The sequence below is a fragment of the Clostridium sp. AF22-10 genome, assembly GCF_003478725.1.
In the GTDB taxonomy this organism is placed as follows: Bacteria; Bacillota; Clostridia; order Lachnospirales; family Lachnospiraceae; genus Otoolea; species Otoolea fessa.
Genome location: NZ_QUFZ01000003.1, coordinates 200,768 through 227,249 on the forward strand (window position 1 = coordinate 200,768; position 26,482 = coordinate 227,249).

Below are 26,482 nucleotides of genomic sequence, written 5' to 3' on the forward strand. Positions count from 1 at the left end.
TAATGAATATTAGGTTTATTGTTCAATTGATTCACATACATAAAAAGAACAGGTTTCGCCATTAAAAAGCTGTACTCCTGCATACAGAGGCTCTCTATCATATGTATATGTCACACTCTTAATATAAAGAAGCGGAGTTCCCTTCTTAACTTTCATCAGTTTTGCTTCTTCAGCTGTGGCCCGGCATAATTCAATCCGCTTCTCTGAAGAAGCAACTCTTACCTTGGCTTCTTCCTGCAGGCACTCAAACAGAGAATTATCATTAAACTGCTTTTCCAGAAGGAAGGAATATTTTACCGGGAAATAGTTCTTCTCAATGGCTACCGGTTCCCCATCCGCTGTACGCAGACGCGAAATATAAACTACATAGGATCCAGGTTCCAGATTTAACTGTTTTTGAATCTTGTCATCTGCCAGAACCAGCTTATTTTCAAGCATCTGTCCCCCAGGCTTCATATTCATATGACGGCACATTTCTGAAAAGCTCTGGAGATTTTTTATATCCTTCGCGAATTTCTGTCGGCAGATGAAGGTTCCTTTTCCCTGCTTCTTTTCCACAAGGCCCTGGCTCACCAGATCATCCACTGCACGCCGAACTGTGATCCGGCTCACATTGTACTGTTTTGCTAACTCTGCCTCTGCCGGAATTCGTTCCGTTGCATTATAAACCCCATTCTCAATATCTCGTTTCAAACTCTCCACAATCTGTGCATATAATGGAACTATGCTGTTTGGATTTGTATTTATCTCCATACCCTTCTCCTTTTCATTCTTTATAATAATTGAGCCCTACATCTATATAGTCAAAATGATATATAATGTTATATACACTATCATACTATTTGTATTGTTCCATTACAAGCTTTTTTCGTTATTTTAACAAAGAAATTGCATTATTTTTACTCGGTATAAAAAAAAGAAAAAAGCAGACCCACAATAACTACACGATTGCAGGCCTGCTTTCATATTATGTTTTTGTTTTTACATCAACTATTAATAATCAAATTTCCACATATAACGGCGATATGTCATCGGATGCATTCTCACATCTGCCATTGCTGAAATAAACTGCTTGGAAATCGGATGGAACAGAAGTGAATTGAAGTATTCTGCGACTCTCTCATCCAGTTCGCCTAAGCCAAGCTTCTCTGCATCGATAACCCAATGATGGCCGCCAAACTGATTTAAGAAGCGCTCTGCTCTCTCATCCACCGGTCTTGTACGTCCAATGCTCTTGAACAGGAGAATGGCAAGATCCTTGTCACAGGTTTCAAAAGCACCATGGAAATATTCACCGGAATGAATCGGAACACAGTGTACGGTCTGCATCTCCTGAAAGAAGCAGAATGCATCTGAATAGGATACCTCCCAGGCTGCACCACTTGACATTACATTCCATACAGTATCATCTTTGTAGGTCATGGCAAATTTAGCTGCCTCCGCACGTACATCTGTATATGCTTTTCCGTAAATTGTTTCCAGCTTCTCGAATCCTTCCAGAGCCTTGTCATATGCCTCATAATTGTCATATTCTTTTAAGAGCCAGAACGCAATCTTTAACGCCGTGCCCTGGCTGTTGTAATGAACCAAGGTTGGATCCTTATACCACTCATCTGCATGATAGTAGGTAATATAATAATCAGCCGTCTGCGCTGTCAGAGAATCTGCATATCCGGATAAACCAACCGTAACGGCGCCTTTTTCTTTTGCCACCTTTAATGCTTCCACGGTTTCTGCCGTTGCCTTAGTGGAGGTTCCAATCACAAGTGTATTCTTATCTACATTCTTCGGAGTTGCATTCACGAACTCACTGCTGTTATATCCCTGAACACGCAGAGAACTCTCCTGATTTAACAGAAACCGTGCCGGATAGGAGGATGCAAAGGATCCTCCGCAAGCCACGAAAATAACCTGTTTTAATCCGCCATTTTTATCCAGATCTGCTTTGGCTTTTGTCATCACATCGATGACTTCCTGCATACCTTTAATCATAGAATTAATCCTCTCTTTCTTACGTTTTGCCGTATCTTATCCTCTGAGGCTTTGGTTGCCTGTTCGTCTACCTGATAATGAACTCCATCTGACACAACAACCACACCATAATCTTTTTTCGCTGCCTCTACAGACACCTTTTTCTCAATGACATCCTTTAATACCTTTTCCGGCTCACGCTTCATCGGATCACCATATCCGCCTGCACCAGGAGTTTCAACCCGGATGATATCGCCCTTCTTTAACGGAAAACTGGTTGTCTTGTGTCCCATTTTTGTGATAGTTCCATCCGGAGTTACACGGTAGAATGCACCGGCAGCGCCTTCTTTACCGCCATCTAATCCCCATGGATGGAATTTATGACGATCACCTAATCCGGTATATGCCACATCATCCTGCATCATCTCTAACTCACGCTCGATACCAAGACCGCCTCTAAACTGGCCGGCACCGCCTGTATCTTCCTTCAGTTCATATTTTCTGGCAAGAATCTTTGTGAACTCCATCTCGGTTGCCTCAATCGGCATATTAGAGGTATTGGTCATGTTTACCTGAACACCAGATAAACCATCTAATCCCTTCGAAGCACCGCCGCCTCCGGCAATAACCTCGTGGAAAATAAACACACTGTCTGTTCCGATTGCGCCTTCGCCTGCTAAAATGGTGGTTGTACAAGCACCATTACCAGCGGTTACTACGGTATCCGGGAAGATTGGTGCCAATGCTCCGAAAATTGCATCCGGGATTCGCTGCTGGCAGTCAATCTGTGCACCAATCGGACTTGGCTCTGTCGGATTTACGATACAGCCCTTCGGTGCAATGATCTTAATCGCACGGTTAATTCCCTCATTGGCTGGGATATCATCTCCCATTAATGCCTTAATGGAGAAGAATACGGCTGCTTTCGTACAAGGGTACGGCACATTGATCGGTGCTTTAATCTGCTCAGCGGTTCCTGTAAAATCAATTGTCAGGTCATCACCCTTAATGGTGATTTTCACTTTAATCGGAAGCGGATCCGGATATTTGTCACCGCAGCCATCCACATAATCGGTATAGCTGTATTCTCCATCCGGAAGTTCTGCAACGACTGCACGGACACGGCGCTCCGAATAGCCTACCAGCTCTTTCATGCACTCAATCAAATCATCCTGATAACGGGCATAAGCTTCCTGAATTCTCTGTACACCGATCAGGTTTGCTGACATCTGTGCGGTCAGGTCGCCCTCTCTTTCCTGTGGAACTCTGGTATTATCAAGAAGAAGATCCATAACACTCGGAATCAGTTTTCCATTCTGGCGGATACGGATTACCGGAATTCGGATACCTTCCTGGAATAAGCTATCTGCATCTCCGGATGTAGAACCAGGTACCTTACCGCCGATATCTGAATGATGCGCAATATTGGCAATCCAACCAACCAGTTTATCTCCCACGAAGGCCGGTGCTGCGATTACGATATCCGGCAGATGATTGCCGCCGCCATGATACGGGTCATTGGCAATATACATATCACCCGGCTGAACATTTTCCTTTCCGAATTTTTCATAAATATTCGGAACTACACTCAGCATCGAGCCTAAAAGTGCTGCTAAACTTTCCACCTGGGCAACACTATTTCCATCCGGGTCAATGACTGCAGTACACACATCGCGTCGTTCCTTCATATTAGTAGAATATGCACTGCGGACAATAATTCCATAAGTCTCCTCAGCAATGGACATCAGAAGATTGCGGACAACCTCAACTGTTACGGTATCAATCTGTTTTGCCATCTTACTTCGCCTCCTCATCATGAATCTTTAAGTTGTGATATCCATCTACGTGGATGACCCATCCTTTCGGAACCACTAACGTAGTATCCATCTGTTCGCAGATGCACGGACCAGGAATCGACTGACCCGGAACAAATTTATCTCTTAAATAGACCGGTGTTTCAACATACTCATCACTGTTCTGGAACAGAACCTGACGAACTTCGATCGGTTCTGGAATCGGTGCCTCCGGATGAAGCTCTGCTGCTTTCAGGTCCGGTTTATCGATAACGCCGATAGCGGATACACGATAACTTACAAACTGTACAATCGCATCTTCTTTGCAATAGCCGTAGCTTCTCTTATGCTCTGCATGGAAATCAGCCAGTGCTTTCTTCAAAGTCTCTTCCGTCATCTTTCCTGCCGGAACCGGAATGCTGATCTCAAAGTTCTGACGCTGATAACGCATATCAACGGCAAATTCAAAGTAACGTCTGTCTGCCGGAACACCTTCTTTATCCAGAAGACCGGTTCCCTGCTCTACCATGTTATCAAACTGCTCATTGATGTCATCTAAGTTTCCGGCTTCACCATTCATGATCTTAGTTCTGGATAAGTCGAATTTTGTATCTGCCAGAAGAAGCCCGAGACTACAAAGAGTACCTGGATGCGGCGGAATCAATACTTCCTTCATTCCCAGTTCTTTTGCCACCTCGCATGCATGAAGCGGGCCGGCGCCTCCGAATGCCATCAGGCTAAATTCGCGGACATCATATCCCTTTTCTACGGATACGCTTCGGATTGCACGAACCATGTTGGAATTTACGACTGTGATAATACCGTTCGCTGCACGTTTCATATCCAGATTGGATTTATCACAAATTTTTGTCTTGACAGCGTTTTTAGCCAGTTCAATATCTACATACATTCTGCCGCCAAGAATCTTCTTCTGATTCAGCTTGCCAAGAACAATATTGGCATCTGTTACGCAAGGATTCTCACCGCCGCGCATATAGCAGGCCGGTCCAGGTGTTGCACCCGCACTCTTAGGTCCTACCTTTAAGGCACCGCCTTCATCAATCTTTGCAATGGAACCGCCGCCGGCACCGATGGTAATAATATTAATCATCGGGATTCTGGCCGGATATCCTTCTACATAACGCTCATTCGATACCTGCGGTGTATAATTTTCAATTAAGGAAATATCTGCGCTGGTACCACCCATATCAAAGGTAATAATCTTGTCTGCTTCGCACTGTTTGCCAATATATGCAGCTGCGATAACACCGGCACTCGGTCCGGACAATGCTGTCTTAATCGGGCAGTCGATGGTTTCTTTTATTGAAATGATGGAACCATTGGACTGGGTTACATAGGGCTCTACCTGAATACCAAGCTTCGCAATGGAATCACGGAAATTATTTACATATTTTTCCATAACCGGTCCCAGATAACTATTCATAACCGTTGTACTCATACGGCTGAACTCACGGAACTCCGGTGCCAGTTTACTGGAAATCGTAACGTATGCTTCCGGGAACTCTTCATGAATGATCTCTTCAATTCTTTCTTCATGAACCGGATTAATGAATGAGAACAAAGTACAAACTGCAATTGCTGTCACACCCTGTGCTTTTAAGTATCGAACGACCTCTCTTGTTTCGTTCTCATCCAGCGGAGTCTCAACACTTCCGTCGTAACGGATTCTCTCTGTTACCGTACAGTTTAAACCGGACGGAACCAGTGGATACGGTTTCTGTGCCTGAAGATTGTAAAGAGAAGGACGTCTCTGGGTTCCGATTTCCATCAGATCCTTAAATCCTTTGGTAGTAATAAGGCCAAGGCGGCAACCTTTCTTCTCGATTAATGCGTTCGTTCCTACGGTTGTACCGTGTGCCAGATAACTAACTTCTTCCGGAGCTGCTTTCTTAATCTCTAATACATCCTGCACGCCCTTTACAATTGCTCTGGACGGATCCGCCGGTGTGGAACTATCCTTGTAATTGAACAACTCACCTGTTTCCTGATTAAAAACAGAAAAATCTGTAAACGTTCCTCCAACGTCTACGCCAATCATATATGACATAGTATTTCCTCCTATGTAGTGTATTTTTCAAGCTGCACCTTCCGGGTATGGTCGTTTACCCATCCGGACTTTTCAGGATATTGACATCATACAGTTTATATTGTTATATAACGTCATATCTCCTTTACTGATAACATACTCTTCTTTCCGTCATTTGTCAATACTTTTTCAATCAAAAATTCCATGCTTTTTGAGCCACCTTATGCTCTGTATATCTGCCTGCCTTGGATTAGAGCGATACCTCGGATCATTCTGCTCCAGCGCATACATTCCCTTATATCCAGCTGATTCAAGAATATCCAGATATTCACAGATGGGAAGATCCCCATCCCCAAGGGCCATGTGAACCGCCGGGTGGGAATCATGGAGATGAATATGTGATAATTCTGCTCCATGGGCTAAGTAACGTTCTATCTTCTGGTCCATATAAACCATTTGTCCTATATCCAGCATAGGCTTCATGCTTCCTGAAGGCATAAGGGAAATCATCTCTTTCTGCTGCTCCGGCGTGTTCAGCACGTTCGAAGACAGAGGTGTCAATGTCTCCAGCACAAGTAAAATACCCATTTTCTGAGCCTTTTCTGACAAACGATGCAGGCTCTCTTCGCTCCGCTTCCACGCATCCTCCACTGGTTTGTTGAAATAACCGCATCCAGCTGAAACCAACACCTTTGGGCAGTTCAATATTTCTGCTGCATAAAATGCACGTTCAAAATTGCGTATGCTATATTCACGTATTTTTTCATCTTCTGCTGCCAGATTGACCGGATACTGGCATTGCTCCGGCGTGATACAGCATACTGAAAGCTCACGGCTCCGAATCTGAGCAGCTTTTTCTTTCAGCTGCGCTTCGTCCATCGTATCCAGACAGAAGGACGGACCTGCTGCCCAGAGTTCCACATTTTGCATTCCCAGTAAAACAGCCGTATCCAGAAAGTACTCGAACGGATACCGCAGATACTGATAGCTCCCCAGTGCAAATCGTTCCTTTGATATCTGCACCATGACCCTCACTTCCTTTTTTATTTTTGTTTTTATAATTCTCTGTAAATCCGGTCATGCTCAGACTTCGGTACCGGCACACCGTCTCCAAAGGCACCATTCTTCAAGCAGGTTCCTGCTGAAAATACAGCTGCCGCTTTCAATGCCTCCGGAAGTATCTCTGCCCTTATCTCACTGTTTTTCCAGCTTCCCTCCGGTTGTGTTTCCAGCTTTTTCAAGATGGTAATCAGCATAGCAGTGGCAAAGCTGTCTCCGGCTCCCATGGTATCCACCGGAGTGACATAATCCGGCAGCTGGCAATAAAACCGCTCCCCATCAAAAACCGTTGCTCCCTTACTTCCACGGGTAGCTGTCACCACACTGCATCCCTTTTCATACAGCTTCCGGCACAGTTTTTCTGTCTCCTCATCATTCAGATCACTACAGGATAGAAATGCAAAATCAATATATGGGCATACACGTTCCACCCTGTCTTCCTCATTCCAGCGATACGAAAAATCATAGCTTACCAAGGGAGAAAGTCCATGCAGGGCTGGAAGCAGCCCATCGGTAAACCCATTGTTGGTTGTATGAATCAAATTAAAACCATCCGCATATTCCAAATCCTCTTTTTCCAGATAAATTGGATGCTGCTGCAGAACACCACCTTTATTGCTTCCTTTAAATACACGATCTCCATCTACAAGGGTTACTCTGGCAAAGCCATTTTCTCCTTCATAGATGCGGCAATGACTGTGTCCGACTCCGTGTGCATCTAAAGATGCCTGCACGTGATCCGCTACTGCATCCTTTCCAAATACTCCCATAAAATCCGATTCTGCTCCCAGCATTCTTGCATATACCGCAAAATTTACTGCCTGACCACCCGGATACATGGTTCCGGTATGCAGATATACATCACACACATTATCTCCAAGACCTAATACTTTCAGCATTTTCTGTTTCCTCCTGTATTTTTATCGATTGAATTTGTTTTGAAACGAAAAGCGGCCGCCTGGAAGAGGCCGCCATTCCCTGGCAGTTCTGTCCCAAGCGGCAGCATTATTCTTAATTTAAATTTTACTTATTTATTAAACTGACGAGTCTGATCATAAAGATCCTTGGTTGTAAAGAAGCCTTCATCCTGAAGCTCTTTTCCTAACGGTTCTGCTGCATCAATAAATGCCTGGCGATCAATGTCACAGAATGTTACGCCGCCTTCGTTAATTAACCACTCTTTATCTTCCTCCCACTTGTCGAGAGTTCTTTCAGAATGATGAGAAGCTACCTGTGCTGCTGCATCAGAAATTACTTTCTGATCTTCTTCCGATAAGCTGTTCCAGAACTGAGTGGAGAAGCAGATCTGCTCAACCGGATATGCGTAATCCACATCTGCTACATATTTTGCAGACTCATAGAGGCCTGCAGAACGATAGGAGTCTTTCGAACACTCACCACCGTCAACTACGCCCTGCATTAAAGCAAATGGATATTCGGACCAGGCAACTACAACCGGTGTTGCTCCCATCGCTCTCGCATTTTTCTCAAAGATCGGAAGGTTCGGAATACGATATTTCATGCCAACCATATCTTTCGGGCTCTTGATCTCTTTGTTTGCAAAGAAGATACGCGGATTCTTCTGGAATTCGAAGTTTACTACGTGAATTCCCTGATTATCCAGGCTCTCCCAGATTGGATCTGCCACATCACTCTTTAAGTAATTAATCATGGAATCGTAATTGTTAAATGCAAATGCCATGGAAAGAATGTTTAAATCAGATTCATAAGTTGCCAGGGTATCTAAGGCACACATCATGCCCTCCTGCAGTCCTACCTGAAGGTTCTCCAGCATCGTGGTCTCATTGCCAAGCTGCTCTGCGGGATAAAACTCAAAGTAATATCTGTCACCGATCTTATCATTTACCAGATCACAGAACTCTTCACAGGACTGCGGTGCCGGCTCTCCGATGGCTCCGGAGTTACCGAATTTGACAACCTTAGCTCCAGCCGGAGCCGGTTTTGTTTCTACTGTATCAGCTCCTCCTTCAGTCTTATCGGTGGTCTGTGCGGAGGCCTGCTCCGATGTGGTTGTCTGTGCAGTGGACGATCCACAGCCTGCTAATGTGCCTACTGCCATGGCTGCCGTCAGGACAAGTGCAATTTTTTTCTTCATAAACTTTCCTCCTTAAATTGTGTACTTTATACTATCTTAATCTCTTACTCTTACATGGATCCTAACAGTCTCGGAAGGAACATGGTCAGCGGCTCCCAGAATGTTGTAATCATCAGTGTAATAAACATCGGGATCAGAAACTGTACCGTATATTTCAGTGCAGTTTCAAATTTATTACCGGTCGCCTTCGCTGTTACAAACAACGCTGGTGCCATCGGCGGAGTGATTAATCCAAGTGTTACATTCAGTACGGCCATAACACCCATCTGAACATAGCTCATACCAAGAGCCGTTGCCAGATTCATAAGAAGCGGTGCCACCATAATCAAAATCTGCATGGAACCAATAAAGCAGCCCAGGAATAATAACATTGCATTTAATACTAAAAGAATGATGATTTTATTTCCTAAGGACATCAGAAGAGTTGTCATAAAACCAATCAGACCACTGGTTACAATTACCCAGTTAAATACAAGACCGGTTGCACACAGACACATGGACATACCCGCGCTGGCTAATGTATCCTTTAATGCCTTTGTCAGCATCTTAAAGCTGAAACGTTTTAAGCAGATAGCCAGGATGACGCAATACATAGCTGCTACAACGGAACACTCTGTAGGAGTAAAGATACCGGTCATAATGCCAAGTACCAGGATAGCCGGGCCACCCAGTGCCGGAAGTGATGTATACAGAGAGTGGAATCGCTCGCCCCAGGATGCCTTCGGTGCCCGCGGGCAGGCAATGTGCTGGGTTTTCACTGCAATCGGAATCCAGATCATCATGGCCACGCCCATCAGGACACCCGGTCCCATACCAGCCTGGAACATAGCCAGTGTGGAGGTCTGGCTTAAGAATGCCCAGACAACGAAGTTGATGGACGGCGGAATAATCGGTCCGATACCTGCGGATGCTGCCGTTACTGCTACTGAGAAGTCTGGATCGTATCCGGCTTTTGACATCGCACTTACCTCAATGGTTCCAAGTCCTCCGGCATCTGCCAGAGCGGAACCGGACATTCCGGCAAATACCATGGAAGATAATACATTGGCATGTGCAAGTCCTCCCGGGAGATGACCGATCCATTTTTCAAACATTCCAAATAGTCGGTCCGTTAGTCCCACTTCATTCATAAAGCATCCTACAAAGAGGAATGCCGGTAATGCCAGCATGTTGAAATCAGCCAGGGAGTTTGCTGTTTTCTGTGCAAACATAACAAATGATTGATGGTTAAATACAATGAATTCAAACGCTGAAGCCAGCATTGCGTATGCAATCGGTACTTCCAGAAGAATTAATACCACAAAGGTGATAAAATAGACGGCTAAATAGGGATCCAGATTAGTCAAGAAGACCGCCTCCTTCCTTTTCTACCGGTACACAGATGGATTCATCTCCGGTAATTACAAATGCGATTGCCTTATATGCAGACATTACCAGCATAATCACTCCCATCACCAGAACCGGCAATGCATAGTAATAACCCTTGCTGATAGGAAGTCCTCCAACGGGAGGCATCTTCTTCTGCATCTGAAACAGCTGCCAGGATGCCGGAATATAAACCCAGCTTATCACAACAATCAAAAAGTTCGTAAATGTAAACATTCCTCTGCGAAATGCCTTTGGCATACGGTTCATGATAAACTCCAGAACTGCATGACCATTGTCCCAATAAACGGTACACCATCCAAGACACATGGACCATATCATCAACGCTGTTACACATTCATCAATTCCGTATATAGGGTGCTTAAATATAAAACGCATCAATACCTGAAGGAACAATAGTGCCATAAAAGCGAATATCATGTATCCGGTAAATACTTCCACCACACTATTCGCTTTATCCATAGCCTTACCAATTGAATAGATACTTTTCTTCATACTCTAATTGCCGCGCTTCGCTGCTGCGAATACGTACTCTCCTTCCTTTAAAATTAATTTCTATCATATAATGTCATGTGCTATAAGGGGTTCCTGGTTTTCTCTGCTCTGGCCGACCTATCCATTCAAATACTCGTCCAGATCCCCTTATATTATAATGCCTTCAAAGACATCATATATCGTTATGTTATTTTTACCATACTTTGATTCATTTTGCAAGTATAAATTTATTTTTCATCGTCGCTTTTTATATTATCATAGGTTTTCTCCTTTCTTTTTTGTAAATTTTGCCAACTTTTGATTCATTTGCGTTATTATACGCAAAAAGTGGAACTCTCTCCTTCGTTGGAGAGCAGTTCCACTTTCATCTTATAACATTATATAATCTTTTGATGTCTCTCATTCTAACACTGCATCTTTTTATTGTCAAGCCTCTCTTTTAAAAAAACAAGAATAAAAAATAGGAGGTTCATGCTTCCCAACAAAAAGCTAAAGAGAATCAAGAATTCCGGATAAAACAGATCGCACAGCTTCCCCCCTGCCATGTTTGCACATACGGTTCCGATCACACTGCTGATGGTTAGACCAATGGAAATACTAAAGCTTTTCAGACGTTCATCCGATGTTTCCGCAAAACACTCTACGCTGGCACTCATATAAAGGGCAAAACTGACGGACTGAAGAATCTGCCCCAGATAAAGAGACCACTCACCCGAAAAAAGCTGAAAGCAAATCGGACGAAGCAGGTTTGTGCCCAAAGCTGCTGCCATCCCCCAGAGGGCCGGATAGGTTTTCTTTTTTCCAATATAGGCTAACAAAAGCAGACTCAAAAACTCTACTGCAGCTCCTATTCCACAAACATTTCCAAATAATTCCGCATCTCCTCCACGCTCCGCAATAATCAATGACAGGAAGCTGCCAACTGGCCGATGACTGAACCAATAAAGAGTGCTTATTGTTAAACAAAACAAAAAACGACGCTTTTTACCAATTGCTGAAACGCCTGAACAAACGAAAGACTTTTCTCTGCCTCCCCTTTCTTTCGATGATTGCCAAGCCTGGTATCCGGAAGCAGGATGAGAAATGGAATCATCATAAGAAATAAAAGAATCTGCATCTGAAAATAACGATTCCATCCCCAGTGTTTGAAATAAAATCCTCCAATCACTGACATCACTGCAAATCCAATGGAACCACCGGCACGAATCCGGCTGTATATCAATCCCGGATAACTTTCCTTACTTAAATTAACCCAGGCATCCATCAGCTGACTAAAGGGATAGGCCAATCCGGCTGCCAGAACCAGCCCCGGCAGAAGCAGCCATGACTGGTTCATGAATTTTGTGCAAAAAGCACACACCATTGATACGATACCGATACAAACTAAAAGGTATCTTCTGGTGGGCAGAAATGTATCTGTTATATAGCCTCCCACCGGTTCCATCAAAAGATTGGCCAAAAATGTCAAACTGGTAATAATTCCGCAGACTGTGGCGCTATAGCCCTGCTCTGTTAAAAACAAAACGATGAAACTCGAAAAGACACAATAGACCGCATAATAAATAAAATAAGCCGAAAAAAACAGAACAGTACAGCTCCTTTTCCCTTTCACTAATGTATCTTTTCCCGCCCCAGTCATAACAAAACCAAAGGAATAACCGCCAGCGATAATCTCTGATTAAAAATACAGTTTCCATCCTGCCAGCCTTCCTCGTAAAAGCAAGCAATCGCATCCTTTCCTGCAAGATCCGATGCTCCCCCTTCTTCTGCTATCATAAGTCCATCGTTCCATGTAACACCATCATCTTTACTAAGCCGAATCGTGAGCTTCTGACGAGCGTCAAGACTCCAGCGAACAGACTCTCCCTGTTTCTGCCGTTCCAGCGCCGGTTCATCTCCATAGGCACAATTAACAAAAGCCATCTTCCCATCTGACAGTGACAAAAGAGCGCCTCCACAGATTGGATCCGGAAGTTCTTGATTTAACCAGGGTTCTCCCCAGCGTATAGTATCTTCCCCATCTATCTCTTTTTTGCTTTCACAAAAAGCTCTTCTTCTGACTCCCGGAATTTCATGGCGCATGGTTGCAAGCAGTGTTCCATCACTCCGTTCTGCCACGGAGCTTTCTGTGGGATCGCCAACCCCGTTTCCCGCCGGAACTACACTGCTGCATCTCCATGTTTTTCCTTGATCCTGACTGGATAGACATGCAAAACAAGCTGGGAGATGGGCATTTTCCCCACGGCTCAGCCACAATGGAAGTATCAGTGTCCCATCTTTTTTGCTTATTCCATGACCAGGTGCAATCGCCCACAATGTAACCGGCCATTCTTTCCGGAATCCGTCAATCAGGGATGTCAACTCCCTTTCCGTTCCAAATGAAACACCATTATCATCGCTTTCTTTCAAAAATAATCTCTTATAATCCTGACACCAGAAAAAATAGAGCTTTCCCTCCGCTGCTGCTATTAACAAGGGATTATGAATCAGCTCATCGTCTTTGGGAGAAACCATCGTAACCCGCTCGCCGATTGGCTCTATCGTTTCACCTATCATGCGATATCTTCTTAAAAACAGAGTTCGGCTGTTTCCTCCACCTTTTCTTCCTTCATAGGTCAGGAGCAAATCCCCATTGGAGGCTGTCACGATTCCCGGTACGCGATAGGAATCAAAACCATGCTCATTATTTTCTTCTACCACAATCCGGGTATATTTTTTTTCTGCCATATGGTCCTCCTATCTTACTTCTCCAGTGAAAAAGAACAGTCATATTGTTTTACATATTTATCCATTCCGGAGGCTGAATATAATACCATCGTACAGCAGCTGCCAAAATCACCGGTACGCACTACGACTTTGGCCTTCTGCATCGTTTCCGTTAAGCGATCCTGGCTGATGGTTCCGCCAGGCAGCTGCGGCAGCAGCGACTGAATCTTTTGATACATAGCATCATTATACTGGGGCATTAACTCAAACACTTCGTAACGCTCTGCCACCAGGTCGTTCATGATTGCGCACATCGTCTGTTCAAGGGTTGGAACTCCTCTTATCAGTGACACATCAATTACATTGCAGCCATCCGGAATCGGCATATTAGCATCACAAATCACAATTGCATCCTTATGGCGGGCCGTGGCTAATGCATATCCAAGCTCTGCGTTAATCACCGTGTTCTTAATCATATACTACTTCCTCCTTTTTGCAGCATTATGTTATATAATGTCATTACGTTATATGATAAGTATAGAGGAAAGAACAAAAAAGTCAATGCTTTCGATAAAATATGGCATAAAAAGAACGGACTCTGTCACATCTTGTACAGAATCCGTTCTTTTTCAATTTTTTATGGACTAAATATTCTTAAACAGATCACAGAAATCAAAGGTCGCAAAATAATCCTTCGGTGTCTCTGCCCGGCGGATCATCTCCACGGAACCATCCTCTTTCAGGAGCAGTTCAGCCGAACGCAGCTTTCCGTTGTAGTTGTAGCCCATCGAAAAACCATGTGCGCCGGTATCATGGATGACAAGGATATCGCCCATATCAATCTTCGGAAGCATCCGGTCAATCGCAAATTTATCATTGTTCTCGCACAGGGAACCGGTTACATCGTATTTGTGGTCGCACGGCTCGTTCTCTTTTCCCATGACCGTGATGTGATGGTATGCGCCGTACATCGCCGGGCGCATCAGGTTGACTGCACACGCGTCCACACCGATATACTCTTTGTAGGTGTGTTTCTCATGGATTGCCGTTGTCACAAGGCAGCCATACGGCGCCAGCATGAAACGTCCCATCTCTGTATAAAGCGCTACATCGCCCATGCCAGCCGGAACCAGAACTTCCTCATAAACCTTGCGGACGCCCTCGCCGATTGCAAAGATATCGTTCGGCTCCTGATCCGGGCGGTAAGGAATGCCAACGCCACCAGACAGGTTGATAAATTTAATATCTGCGCCGGTCTCTTCTTTCAGCTTGACCGCCACCTCAAATAATACCTTCGCAAGCATCGGATAATACTCATTTGTAACCGTATTGCTTGCAAGGAAAGCATGGATACCGAAATGTTTCGCACCTTTTGCTTTCAACACCTTGAATGCCTCAAATAACTGCTCGGTTGTCATACCGTATTTCGCATCGCCTGGGTTGTCCATGATATCATTGCTGATCTTGAACAGTCCGCCCGGATTGTAACGGCAGCTGATCGTCTCCGGAATATAACCGATCGTCTTCTCCAGGAAATCAATGTGCGTAAAATCATCAAGGTTGATGATCGCGCCCAGCTCGGCAGCCATCTTGAATTCCTCCGGCGGTGTATCGTTGGAGGAGAACATGATCTTCTCGCCATCGTACTTCATCGCCTTTGCCATCATAAGCTCTGTCAGCGAAGAGCAGTCCACGCCGCATCCAAGTTTCTTTAAAATATCAATTACAAATGGGTTCGGTGTTGCCTTTACAGCAAAATACTCTCTGAATCCCTTGTTCCAGGAAAATGCACGCATCAGGCGCTCGCCATTCTCGCGGATTCCCTTTTCATCATACAGGTGGAACGGTGTCGGGTATGTTTTCTTGATCTCCTCCAGCTGCTCCCGTGTTACAAATGGTTTCTTCTCCACTTTTACATCCTCCGAACTAAAATCTACATATAAAACTAAAAAGTCTGGACTACCGGGAACATACACTACTCCCGGCACGCCCAGACTCCTTTGTCCTGCTACTATTTATACACCAAAAACCGTGTTTTATCAACTGATTTCCCGAAAAACGCCCACAAATGGGCGGTATTTGTTACTGTTCACGCATACGTGCCCAGTAACGGAATTTGCCGTGGCTTCGCATTTAAATACGGCAAATTCCTGCTGCCACCACGTTTTCTTACGGCACTTTCGGTTCCAAAAGTGCCTACCTGTGAACAGTAACTGGTATTTTTCTCCTTTTCTCCGCCAGGACACAAACTCCGGACAAATTGAATCATTTTCCAGATACATCTATGAACCGGTCACAGATTCAGGCGCAGAATCCAGTTTCTACTCTACCACCATTACACGCATAATATTCGTATCAGCTACCGGTTCATGGCGGTTGGCACGTGTCACCACACCCGCGGTTGCAACCACAATCTCACCCTCTTTGACGATACCTTTCTCTTTCAGCAATTCCACCGATGCAAATAAGAGCGCATCCGTCGATTCGGCGCGTTTTGCATGGAATGGCTTAACACCCCAGTAGAGCTGCATCTGGCGGACAGCCGTCATGCTCGGGGAAAGTCCTGCAATCAATGCTTTCGGACGCCATTTCGAAAGCATTCTCGTCGTAAATCCGCTGACACTCGGCGCCACAATGACCGGCGCTTCCAGATCGGAGGCGGTCGCTACGGACGAATAACATACCGTATTAGATATATTTCGAAGATTTTCCGCCGATACCTTTCTTCTCTGGTAGAACATATAATCCAGATATTTCTCCGACTCCTCGGCGATCTGGCTCATCATGCGGACTGCCTCGATCGGGTAACTTCCCATCGCCGTCTCGCCGGACAGCATGACCGCATCGGTTCCCTCATACACTGCATTCGCCACATCCGATACCTCGGCACGCGTTGGTCGCGGGTTGCGGATCATTGAATCGAGCATCTGGGTCGCCGTGATAACGACCTTGCACGCTAAGTTACACTTGCGGATGATCATCTTCTGAATGTGCGGAACCTTCTCTGCCGGTATCTCCACGCCCATATCGCCCCGGGCTACCATGATGCCGTCGCTCGCCTCAATGATGGAATCAATATTTTCAATTCCTTCTTCATTCTCGATTTTCGCGATAATTTGCATAGCAGAACCTTTTTCATCCAGAATCTCCCGGATCTCGCGGATCGCATCGGCATTGCGGACGAACGAAGCCGCCACAAAATCAAAGCCTGCATCCACGCCGAAACGAATGTCTTCCTTATCTTTATCGGTCAGCGCCGGAAGCTTGACCCGTACTCCCGGTACATTGACACCCTTCTTCTCGCCCAGCTCGCCGCCATTTTCAATCCGGCAGACGATGTCTGTTCCATTGACCTCCCGCACGTGCAGCTCAATCAGGCCATCATCGATCAAAATGCGGTCGCCCGGCTTTACATCCTCCGCCAGCCCCGCATAGTTGATGTAGCCGCGTGTCTCATCCCCCACAATCTCCTCGGTCGTCAGAGTATACAGATCGCCCTCTTTCAGCGTCACTTTCTTTCCATCTTTTAATTTGCCGGTACGGATTTCCGGTCCCTTGGTATCCAGAAGCGATGCGATCGGAATCCCCAGCTCCTCGCGCACACTTTCCAGAATCTCCAAACGATGTCTATGCTCCGCATGATCGCCATGCGAAAAGTTAAAACGTGCGACATCCATGCCATTTAACGCCAACTCCTTCATAATCTCCCGGTTATCGGTGTTTGGTCCCATTGTGCAGACAATCTTTGTCTTTTTCATGCCGTTATTCCTCCTCATATTCTGTCATTTATCGAGATTTTTCCCATCAGTGAATCATTTATAACCTCTTTTGTATGCTTCATCCAACCTATTTAAATCCCCTGCTAAAAAAACAATCCACCGCTTGGTTCTATTTAGAATCTTTCAATTCTTCTTCGGTCACGTGTTTATGCGTATACAGATGATCCATGCAATATTCCAGATTTCCCGCACACTTCGAACAATAGCGGAATTCCAGGTTCGGATCATCCTTCTCGGTGCGTCCGCAGACTGCACATTTATGATGCGTCAGCGAAATTTTCTGAATCTGCGCTTTCTGCATCTCGTTTTTGAACTTCTGCTTGCGGACCGCCTCTTTCGGGCTGATCTTCCGGTAGTTACGCGTCATCAGGAAGAAAATGATAAAATTGAGCATCGAAACAACAATCTCAATTTTCGCGATAATGCCACCCGTTAAGAAACTGTAGACCAGAAGCGCTCCATACATCATTCCGAGGTATTTCGCCCGGATCGGAATAAAAATCAGAAGGAACTGCATCTCCGGGAAAGTGCAGGCAAACGCCAGAAACAGCGATTCATTTAAGTAATACGGGGACATCGGCACCGAAAAGCCGGTCACACCATACACCAGGAATGCCGCAATGATGTGTCCCAGCACGCCCATAAAGAAAAACATATTAAATCGGAAGGTTCCCCACACGCGCTCCAGCGTCGATCCAATCGAATAATAGAGATACATCGCGAGCAGCGCAAAGAGGACGCCCGACTGAGGCGGGCATACGAGAAAGGTCACGATTCTCCATACCTGTCCCCGCAGGATCGCCGCTGCATCAAGCGCCAGATACTGCACGTAAAAATACGGATTAAACAGGCTCATCACAAATCCAGCCGCATACATCATGATGATATAGTACATCAGATTCGGGATCGCAAACCGGCCGAATTTGCGCTCTAATTTTCTAAAAAAATTCATAATTCACATCCTTTGCCGTTTTCCTTTCATTATAGAGAGCGGCGGATTCTTTGTCAAATTATATTCTCGCTTCCACCACGTTATCTTACGGCACATTCGGTTCCAAAAGTGCCTGCCTGCGATCGGTAACGGCTGCATTCCAACTCAGAAAAAGCGGTATTTTCCACGCAGAAAATGCCTTTCCTTGTACAGGAACACCCTCCTCCCATTATGCGCGATATTAACAAATTTTGCACATTTTTAGCATCTTTTTAACGCACCCTACCGATTGTTTTCTTCCTTATTCTATGTTAAAGTATAGCCGAATACATGTGTAATACAAAGGAGGGAAGGGCACTGCCCCGATTGTACATGAATTCCTGTAAAAAATTAGGAATCGACATCGGTTCCACAACGGTTAAAGTATCTATTATTGAAGACGGCGGTAAGCTTCTTTTCGCCGATTATAAACGTCATTTTGCAAACATACAGGAGACGCTCGCGGACCTGCTCCGTGAGGGTGAAGAGAAACTTGGCGCACTGACCGTTGAGCCGGTCATCACTGGTTCTGGCGGTTTAACACTTTCTAAGCATCTGGGCATTCCATTTGTCCAGGAGGTTGTGGCGGTTGCCACATCCCTGAAGGATTATGCCCCGCAGACCGACGTTGCCATCGAGCTTGGCGGCGAGGATGCGAAAATTATTTATTTTACCGGCGGCATCGACCAGCGTATGAACGGAATCTGCGCCGGAGGCACCGGCTCTTTTATTGATCAGATGGCTTCGCTGCTTCAGACGGACGCATCCGGTCTTAATGAGTACGCGAAAAATTACAAGGCAATCTATCCGATCGCGGCGCGCTGCGGCGTTTTCGCCAAGACGGATATCCAGCCTCTCATCAACGAAGGCGCAACCAAAGAGGATCTGTCCGCCTCCATTTTCCAGGCGGTTGTCAACCAGACCATCAGCGGTCTGGCATGCGGCAAGCCGATCCGCGGCAATGTTGCGTTTCTCGGTGGACCGCTTCATTTCCTCTCGGAGCTGCGCGCGGCATTTATCCGCACCCTGAATCTGGGGGCGGACCAGATCATTGCCCCGGATCACTCGCATCTGTTTGCGGCGATCGGCGCGGCGATGAACTCTGATCCGAAGACAACTGCCAGCCTGCACGATCTAATCGAACGGCTTTCCCACGGCATCAAGATGGATTTCGAGGTAAAGCGGATGGAACCCCTCTTTACTGATGAAGCTGACTATGAAAAATTCAGAACCCGCCATGCAAGTCATGACGTCAAAAAAGGTGATTTAGCGACCTACGAAGGCAACTGCTACCTCGGCATTGACGCCGGTTCCACCACAACCAAGGTGGCGCTTGTCGGCGAGGACGGCTCTCTTCTATACCGCTTCTACAGCAACAACAACGGCAGCCCGCTGGCGACGGCGATCCGCGCGATGCAGGAGATCCACGACCAGCTTCCTGAGAAAGCACAGATCGCTTATTCCTGCTCCACCGGTTACGGTGAAGCGCTCTTAAAATCTGCCCTGATGCTGGATGAGGGCGAGGTCGAGACGATCTCCCACTACTACGCAGCGGCGGCATTTGAGCCGGATGTAGACTGCATCCTTGATATCGGCGGTCAAGATATGAAATGCATCAAGATCAAGGACGGCACCGTAGACAGCGTACAGCTCAACGAAGCTTGTTCGTCCGGCTGCGGCTCCTTTATCGAGACATTTGCTAAATCCTTAAATTACAGCGTACAGGATTTTGCCAAGGAGGCACTCTTTGCCAAAAATCCGACCGACCTCGGTACCCGCTGTACTGTTTTCATGAACTCTAACGTCAAACAGGCGCAGAAAGAGGGCGCTTCCGTCGCAGATATTTCTGCCGGGCTGGCTTACTCCGTCATCAAAAACGCCCTGTTTAAGGTATCAAGATTACCAACGCCTCCGATCTCGGAAAACACGTGGTCGTACAGGGCGGTACCTTCTATAACGATGCGGTTCTCCGCAGTTTTGAGAAGATCTCCGGCTGTGAGGCAGTCCGCCCGGACATTGCCGGTATCATGGGTGCCTACGGCGCGGCTCTGATTGCCCGTGAGCGCTACGATGCTTCCAAGACGACCACGATGCTGCCGATCGACAAGATCTTAAGCCTGACCTACAAGACGACGATGGCACGCTGCCAGGGTTGTACAAACCACTGCGTCCTGACGATCAACCGTTTCGATGGCGGACGTCAGTTCGTGACCGGAAACCGCTGTGAGCGCGGACTGGGCGGCAACAAACAGAAAAAAGACATTCCGAACTTATTCGACTATAAATACCACCGTATGTTCGATTATGAACCGCTGACCGCCGATCTGGCGCCGCGCGGTACCGTCGGCATCCCACGTGTCCTGAATATGTATGAAAACTATCCGTTCTGGGCAGTCTTCTTCAGGGAACTGGGGTACCGCACCGTTCTGTCCCCGAAATCGACAAGACAGATCTACGAACTTGGTATTGAATCAATCCCGAGCGAATCCGAGTGCTACCCGGCAAAACTCGCGCACGGTCATATCGAATGGCTGATCCGCCAGGGACTGACCTACATTTTCTATCCGTGCGTTCCTTACGAGCGCAACGAAACCCCGGAAGCGGGAAATCACTACAACTGCCCGATGGTCACATCCTACGCGGAAAACATCAAAAACAACGTAGAATCCCTGACGGATCACAAGGTACATTTCCGGAATCCGTTTATGGCATTTACAAATGAGGAAATCCTGACAAAACGTCTGGTCGAAGAATTTACCAGGGATCAGTCGATCCCGGAGAAAGAGATCCGCGCCGCCGCTCACAAGGCATGGCAGGAACTCATCGCCTCCCGTCAGGATATGGAAAAGAAGGGCGAGGAAGTCATCGCCTGGTTAAAAGAAACCGGACACCACGGCATCGTGCTGGCAGGCAGACCGTACCATGTAGATCCGGAGATCAACCATGGCATTCCGGAACTCATCACTTCCTACGGTTTTGCCGTGCTGACCGAGGACTCCGTCTCCCATTTAGGACGCGTTGACCGTCCGCTGATCGTCACCGACCAGTGGATGTACCACTCCCGCCTCTACGAGGCAGCTTCCTATGTGAAGACACAGCCAAACCTGGATCTGATCCAGCTCAACTCCTTCGGATGCGGTCTGGACGCAGTTACTACTGATCAGGTCAATGATATTCTGACCCGCTCCGGCAAAATTTATACGCTGCTCAAGATCGACGAGGTCAACAACCTCGGCGCCGCACGTATCCGTGTGCGCTCCCTGATCGCCGCAATCCGTGTGCGCGAGATGCGCCACTACCATAAACCGATCGTTTCCAGCGCATACAGCCGTGTTTATTTCACGAAGGAAATGAAGAAAAACTACACAATCCTCTGCCCGCAGATGTCGCCGATCCATTTCGACCTCATCGAACCGGCAGTCCGAAGCTGTGGTTACAACCTGGAGGTACTGCAGAACTCCGACCGTACCGCTGTCGACACAGGACTTAAGTACGTCAACAACGACGCCTGCTACCCGTCCCTGATCGTGGTTGGTCAGATCATGGATGCGCTGCTCTCCGGCAAATACGACTTAGAGCACACAGCCGTTATCATGAGCCAGACCGGCGGCGGCTGCCGTGCTTCCAACTATATCGGCTTTATCCGCCGTGCCTTAGAGCGCGCCGGTATGCCGCAGATTCCGGTTATCTCGTTAAATGCCAACGGCATGGAGACGAATCCGGGCTTTAAAATCACCCTGCCGCTTCTTACCAAAGCAATGCAGGCGGTTGTCTACGGCGACCTCTTCATGCGTGTTCTCTATGCGACCCGCCCATACGAAGCAAAAGCCGGCTCCGCCAACGCCCTGCATGAGAAATGGAAAGCAATCTGCATCAAATCACTGCAGAAACGTTCTTTATCCATGGCAGAGTTTAACCGCAACATCCGCGGTATTGTTCATGACTTCGACGAACTTCCAAGACGCAATGTCCAAAAACCGAGGGTTGGCATTGTCGGCGAGATCCTGGTAAAATTCTCCCCGTTAGCAAACAACCACGTGGTAGAGCTTCTGGAAGCCGAGGGTGCCGAGGCTGTAATGCCGGATCTGCTTGATTTCCTGCTTTACTGCTTCTACAACAGCAACTTCAAAGCCGACAATCTGGGCGGCAAACGTTCCACCGCACACCTGTGCAACATGGGAATCTCCCTGCTGGAGTATTTCCGCCGCACCTGCCGCCGCGAACTGGAACGCAGCACACATTTCCTTCCGCCTGCACGGATTCAGGATCTGGCGTCGATGGCGAAGCATTACGTTTCCCTCGGCAATCAGACCGGCGAGGGATGGTTCCTGACCGGCGAGATGCTGGAACTGATTCACAGCGGCACGACGAACATCATCTGCACCCAGCCGTTCGGCTGCCTGCCGAACCACATCGTCGGAAAAGGCGTCATCAAGGAACTGCGCGCCAGCCATCCAGAGGCGAATATCATCGCCGTAGACTACGATCCGGGTGCCAGTGAAGTCAATCAGTTGAATCGTATCAAACTGATGCTTTCCACCGCACAGAAGAACCTGTCAGAAGGGAAAAAAGATTCGAGAATTGGATGATTTTGGATAAAATTTCCAGCTGACTTTTAAAGACGTCTGTGCTATAATAAATTTATATGGAGTTTAAGATAGGCTATGGATTCCATAGCCTATCTTCTATATAGGGGAACAAAAAGACAGACTAAAAGGAGATCTCAGGATGAAATCAAAATTATTCCTCTGCGCGGCTCTGGCTGCGGCTCTCTACGTGACGCCGTCTTATGCAGCTGATTATTCCGCACAGGTTGTGAGTTTTTCTCAGGAGGACCCGGACAACCTCTCCATCGAGCTGACCGGCTCCAAAGTAATTACCGACGATTTTTCATTCAAACTTCCATCCCAGGCATTTTCGAGACTCATCATGGTTCCGAGCGGGGATTCCTACGAGGTATATGAAAAAACAGCCTATGAAGCCAACGGAGGCGGACTTCTCTTCCGCATTCTCGCATTTGAGGACACGCATTACCGCGATTTAAACGGCTGCACCATCTTAGGCTTCTGCGGCAACAAGATCTTCATTCTGGATCCGCACTACGACGAGCAGTATGCCAGCGACAGCGAAGAATATACACAATGCAAAGAAATCGTGACCTCGATCAAGAAGAGTTTCATTTCCTATATCAAAGACGCCGGGACGGTTGAGTAGCATCGAATCGAATATAAATATGCAAAAAGAACGTCAAATTCTAAGTTTTTCGCTTGGGTTTGACGTTCTTTTTTACTTTAAACTCTTCTATTTTTGGCTCTTCTATTTTCGTCTTTGTGCCATAGAGGTCCCTTACAAGACCGCTGATGGTCGTGTACTGGCTTCTACGCAGGTAACGGACTGCCAGCATAGAAGAAACAACCGCGCCGATCGCCCATGCTGTATCATACCAGCCTGCCGACAGCCCCACGGTAAAAGCGTTCTCCGCGATACCGATCGTCGAAGCGCCGCCGATCGCCAGACCCGCGATACTAGCTGCCACGACAAACGCATTATTTTTTCCTTTATATAAAAGGAAGTTCTCTGAATCCTTTTTCTGGCTGTAAGACACATAGATACTGATGCCAAACAGCAGAAGCACCTATAAAATAACAATTAGCAGCGGAATATTCATTACTTCGCGCCTCCATTTTCCTCTGCCTCGCGGCAAATACGCTCGTAGGCTTCCTTTGTCTGCGGGAGCACGCTTCCGCCGTACGGAATTACATATACATCTTTTCCGTTAAAGTCTACCTCTGCCAGCAGATCCTTCATATCTTTAAACGATCTTACGCCCATATCCCGAACCAGCTCCGGCTCCATGGAAGACAGAAGCAGCGTCTTCGAACGACGGATGGACTCGCAGGCTACGTAGAAAATATAGCCACCGATGGTGAAAGACGCACGCAGTGCCTCATCCAGGCATCCCTTAGAGAAAGGCTTAATCCAGTCGAAGAAATCCTTGGAACCGCTTCCCTCCGGGCATTCCGCCAGCATAATGAGTGTACCGCCCTCTTTGACCGCTCTCGATGCGTTAAACAGCGTCTTGGTGGACTGATAAAAATTCAGATCCTTCGGGAAACCGCCGCAGCTTGCAATTACGACATCTGCCTGATAGTCGATCGGCAGTCCGTATCCCTTCTGTACATAACTGCAGCTTGCCTGCCATGCCTTGTCAAACTCACCACAGAATAAACCGCTGTGGCGGGAAGACGTATCTACCACGATATTGATACCGAACGTAACATGCACCATGGCACCTGCCTCGCGCATATCCAGATTGATCGGGTTGTTCTCCACCAAACCGCTGCCGACACGCACATCCGTCATCGGTTTCTCCGGATCCAACGCACGCTCATGGTTCATGCGGATCGTCTCACGGGAAGCAATACCTGGAACGATGCTCTTTCTTCCGCCGCCGTAGCCTGCCATCAGATGGTGCACCGTACCGCCGATGCAGATGACCTTTCTGCCGACTGCCAGCGGATTGACCGATACACGCGTTCCGAAGGACGTCGTACCGATGTATACCAGATCCGACGCATCACAGTCATGGTCAGTCACGCTCGCTACATGGTCGTAGACAAACTCGCTTGCAAGTTTTCTGCGGTCCTCCGCCGTATTCTTGCGGTGTGTTCCCAGTGCAACCACAACCGCAATCTGGTCATATCCCACGCCCATCTCATCGTGCAGATATTTTACCAGAAGCTCGCAGATCACGTCCTGACGCATCCAGAAACGCGTCATATCACTGATCACGATCGTAACCGGATCGGTCGGTGCAATCAATTCCTTTAACGGCTTCGTGCCAATCACACCATCCGTCACACAATGCAGAAATTCTGCTTTTATATCTTCAATGACCCGCATCTTATTTTCATACAGGTATTTTACACTCTTCGCTCCGTCAACCTCAAAATCGACCGCCGACGTTCCGTACTTTAAATGTACTTGCTCCATTGTCTTTCTCCTTCACATTTCCTCATCTGCGTTAAACGTTTGCACTTTAAACCACTAAAGCGCATAATAAAGCACCTGTTTTGTCAAGTCTTTCACAAAACAGGTGCTTTATTTTTATAATTTATATGATATTTTTCAATCTTCCCGGTACGCCGCATACATCTGCGTCGTCGCCATATCCGAATGTCCAAGAATCGTCTGAACCGCCCGCATGTCTGCACCTCTCGCAATCAGGTGCGCCGCAAAGGAATGGCGCAGCGTGTGCGGCGTGATATCTTCCTCAATCCCGGCTTTCTCACCGTAATATTTGATAATCTTCCAGAATCCCTGCCGGCTCATCGCGCCGCCTGTACAGTTGACAAAGAAATAGTCCGATCCCTTTCCACGCAGCAGCTCGTTTCTCGCATGTTCCAAATACTCCTCCAGCGCTGCTTTCGCCGAACGTCCAAATGGGATCGTCCGCTCCCTCTCCCCGTCGCGACAGACCAGAAATCCAATGTTCATATTGATATCTTCCATCTGGATCCCTATAAGCTCTGACACCCGGATTCCGGTCGCATATAAAAGAGCCAGCATCGCCTTGTCCCGAATCTCCTTCGGTGTCTGCCCGGATGGCTGTGCCAGAAGCGCTGATACCTGATCGACACTCAGGACCACCGGCGCCTTTTTCTCCACTTTCGGCGCATGCAGACTTTCCGCCGGGTTCCGCCGGATGCATGCCTGCATACATTCATAATTAAAAAACGCTTTCATCGCCGCCATCATCCGCGAAATGGTGGTAGCCGCCTTTCCCTGCTCTTCCATATGAAGAATATATCCATGCAGGCTGGTCTTTGTCACCTTCGCCGCCTCCCGGATCTCTTTCTCCTCCAGATAAGTAATCATCTGCATCAGATCTCTCCGATATGACTGTACGGTATTTTCCGATGCCTGTTTTACCTCCCGCAGGTACTGTTCAAATCTGTCTACTTCCCCTCTCATACTTCCCCAATCTATTCTCGTAACCATTTCCGCCATTCTTTTATTCACGGCATTTTCTGCCAAAGCCCCAGCCTACAGGGCAAATATCGTTCCGCGACAATCCTATCGATTTCTCCATCCAAACCATCCATTCTCCTGAGGTTTTCTCACCCTATCTGCAACTTACCTTCTTCTCCACAAACAGGG

19 protein-coding genes and 1 pseudogene are annotated in these 26,482 nt (G+C 47.0%); 2 read left to right on the forward strand and 18 right to left on the reverse strand.

Annotated elements, in window-relative coordinates:
* Positions 1–15: 15 nt before the first annotated feature.
* The 15 genes from DWX91_RS03535 to DWX91_RS03610 form a co-directional block, all read right to left on the reverse strand.
* A complete protein-coding gene (locus tag DWX91_RS03535; protein WP_118467923.1) occupies positions 16–753 on the reverse strand; it encodes a GntR family transcriptional regulator in 738 nt (245 codons plus the stop codon).
* A gap of 240 nt (positions 754–993) precedes the next feature.
* Positions 994–1,992 carry an SIS domain-containing protein gene (locus DWX91_RS03540; protein WP_118472095.1) on the reverse strand — a complete coding sequence of 333 codons (999 nt, stop codon included), beginning with the start codon at positions 1,990–1,992 and terminating at the stop codon, positions 994–996.
* Positions 1,989–3,767 carry a hydantoinase B/oxoprolinase family protein gene (locus tag DWX91_RS03545; protein WP_118481819.1) on the reverse strand — a complete coding sequence of 593 codons (1,779 nt, stop codon included), beginning with the start codon at positions 3,765–3,767 and terminating at the stop codon, positions 1,989–1,991. The genes DWX91_RS03540 and DWX91_RS03545 overlap by 4 nt, the downstream gene beginning before the upstream one ends.
* Position 3,768: 1 nt before the next feature.
* Positions 3,769–5,832 (reverse strand): hydantoinase/oxoprolinase family protein, encoded by a 2,064-nt coding sequence (locus tag DWX91_RS03550; protein WP_118467918.1) that lies wholly within the window; start codon positions 5,830–5,832, stop codon positions 3,769–3,771.
* Between the two features lie 168 nt (positions 5,833–6,000).
* Complete coding sequence (locus tag DWX91_RS03555) at positions 6,001–6,837, reverse strand: sugar phosphate isomerase/epimerase family protein (protein WP_118467916.1); 837 nt, start codon at positions 6,835–6,837, stop codon at positions 6,001–6,003.
* Between the two features lie 29 nt (positions 6,838–6,866).
* Positions 6,867–7,769 (reverse strand): fructoselysine 6-kinase, encoded by a 903-nt coding sequence (locus DWX91_RS03560; protein ID WP_118467914.1) that lies wholly within the window; start codon positions 7,767–7,769, stop codon positions 6,867–6,869.
* A 128-nt stretch (positions 7,770–7,897) separates the two neighbouring features.
* Positions 7,898–8,986: a TRAP transporter substrate-binding protein DctP gene (gene dctP, locus DWX91_RS03565; RefSeq protein ID WP_118467912.1), complete on the reverse strand. Its 1,089-nt coding sequence runs from the start codon at positions 8,984–8,986 to the stop codon at positions 7,898–7,900.
* Positions 8,987–9,036: 50 nt separating this feature from the next.
* Positions 9,037–10,332 (reverse strand): TRAP transporter large permease, encoded by a 1,296-nt coding sequence (locus DWX91_RS03570; RefSeq protein ID WP_118467911.1) that lies wholly within the window; start codon positions 10,330–10,332, stop codon positions 9,037–9,039.
* Positions 10,325–10,867, reverse strand: a complete 543-nt coding sequence (locus DWX91_RS03575) for a TRAP transporter small permease (protein ID WP_118467909.1) — start codon at positions 10,865–10,867, stop codon at positions 10,325–10,327. The genes DWX91_RS03570 and DWX91_RS03575 overlap by 8 nt, the downstream gene beginning before the upstream one ends.
* A 404-nt stretch (positions 10,868–11,271) precedes the next feature.
* Complete coding sequence (locus DWX91_RS03580; RefSeq protein WP_118481821.1) at positions 11,272–12,003, reverse strand: MFS transporter; 732 nt, start codon at positions 12,001–12,003, stop codon at positions 11,272–11,274.
* A gap of 499 nt (positions 12,004–12,502) precedes the next feature.
* On the reverse strand, positions 12,503–13,594 hold the full coding sequence (locus tag DWX91_RS03590) for a sialidase family protein (RefSeq protein ID WP_118472096.1): 1,092 nt from the start codon (positions 13,592–13,594) through the stop codon (positions 12,503–12,505).
* Positions 13,595–13,608: 14 nt separating this feature from the next.
* On the reverse strand, positions 13,609–14,049 hold the full coding sequence (locus tag DWX91_RS03595) for an RbsD/FucU domain-containing protein (RefSeq protein ID WP_118472097.1): 441 nt from the start codon (positions 14,047–14,049) through the stop codon (positions 13,609–13,611).
* Positions 14,050–14,217: 168 nt separating this feature from the next.
* Positions 14,218–15,483, reverse strand: coding sequence for a diaminopimelate decarboxylase (locus DWX91_RS03600; protein WP_118467901.1), 1,266 nt, complete (start codon positions 15,481–15,483; stop codon positions 14,218–14,220).
* Positions 15,484–15,894: 411 nt separating this feature from the next.
* A complete protein-coding gene (gene pyk / locus DWX91_RS03605) occupies positions 15,895–17,349 on the reverse strand; it encodes a pyruvate kinase (protein ID WP_265104138.1) in 1,455 nt (484 codons plus the stop codon).
* A gap of 112 nt (positions 17,350–17,461) precedes the next feature.
* Positions 17,462–18,304 carry a rhomboid family intramembrane serine protease gene (locus DWX91_RS03610; protein WP_118467897.1) on the reverse strand — a complete coding sequence of 281 codons (843 nt, stop codon included), beginning with the start codon at positions 18,302–18,304 and terminating at the stop codon, positions 17,462–17,464.
* A 351-nt stretch (positions 18,305–18,655) separates the two neighbouring features.
* Between DWX91_RS03610 and DWX91_RS03615 the strand changes: the two are divergent.
* Together DWX91_RS03615 and DWX91_RS03620 are read left to right on the forward strand one after the other, a co-directional pair.
* Positions 18,656–22,911 (forward strand): annotated as a pseudogene (locus DWX91_RS03615) (acyl-CoA dehydratase activase-related protein).
* Between the two features lie 139 nt (positions 22,912–23,050).
* Positions 23,051–23,536, forward strand: a complete 486-nt coding sequence (locus tag DWX91_RS03620; protein ID WP_107000334.1) for a hypothetical protein — start codon at positions 23,051–23,053, stop codon at positions 23,534–23,536.
* Between the two features lie 40 nt (positions 23,537–23,576).
* Here the strand turns inward: DWX91_RS03620 and DWX91_RS03625 are convergent, their stop codons facing one another.
* From DWX91_RS03625 to xerA, 3 genes are all read right to left on the reverse strand, one after another.
* Positions 23,577–23,957, reverse strand: coding sequence for a sodium:solute symporter family transporter (locus tag DWX91_RS03625; RefSeq protein WP_243098957.1), 381 nt, complete (start codon positions 23,955–23,957; stop codon positions 23,577–23,579).
* A gap of 32 nt (positions 23,958–23,989) precedes the next feature.
* A complete protein-coding gene (gene larA, locus DWX91_RS03630; protein WP_118472099.1) occupies positions 23,990–25,315 on the reverse strand; it encodes a nickel-dependent lactate racemase in 1,326 nt (441 codons plus the stop codon).
* A 135-nt stretch (positions 25,316–25,450) separates the two neighbouring features.
* Positions 25,451–26,344 carry a site-specific tyrosine recombinase/integron integrase gene (gene xerA / locus DWX91_RS03635; protein ID WP_333549083.1) on the reverse strand — a complete coding sequence of 298 codons (894 nt, stop codon included), beginning with the start codon at positions 26,342–26,344 and terminating at the stop codon, positions 25,451–25,453.
* Positions 26,345–26,482: the final 138 nt, after the last annotated feature.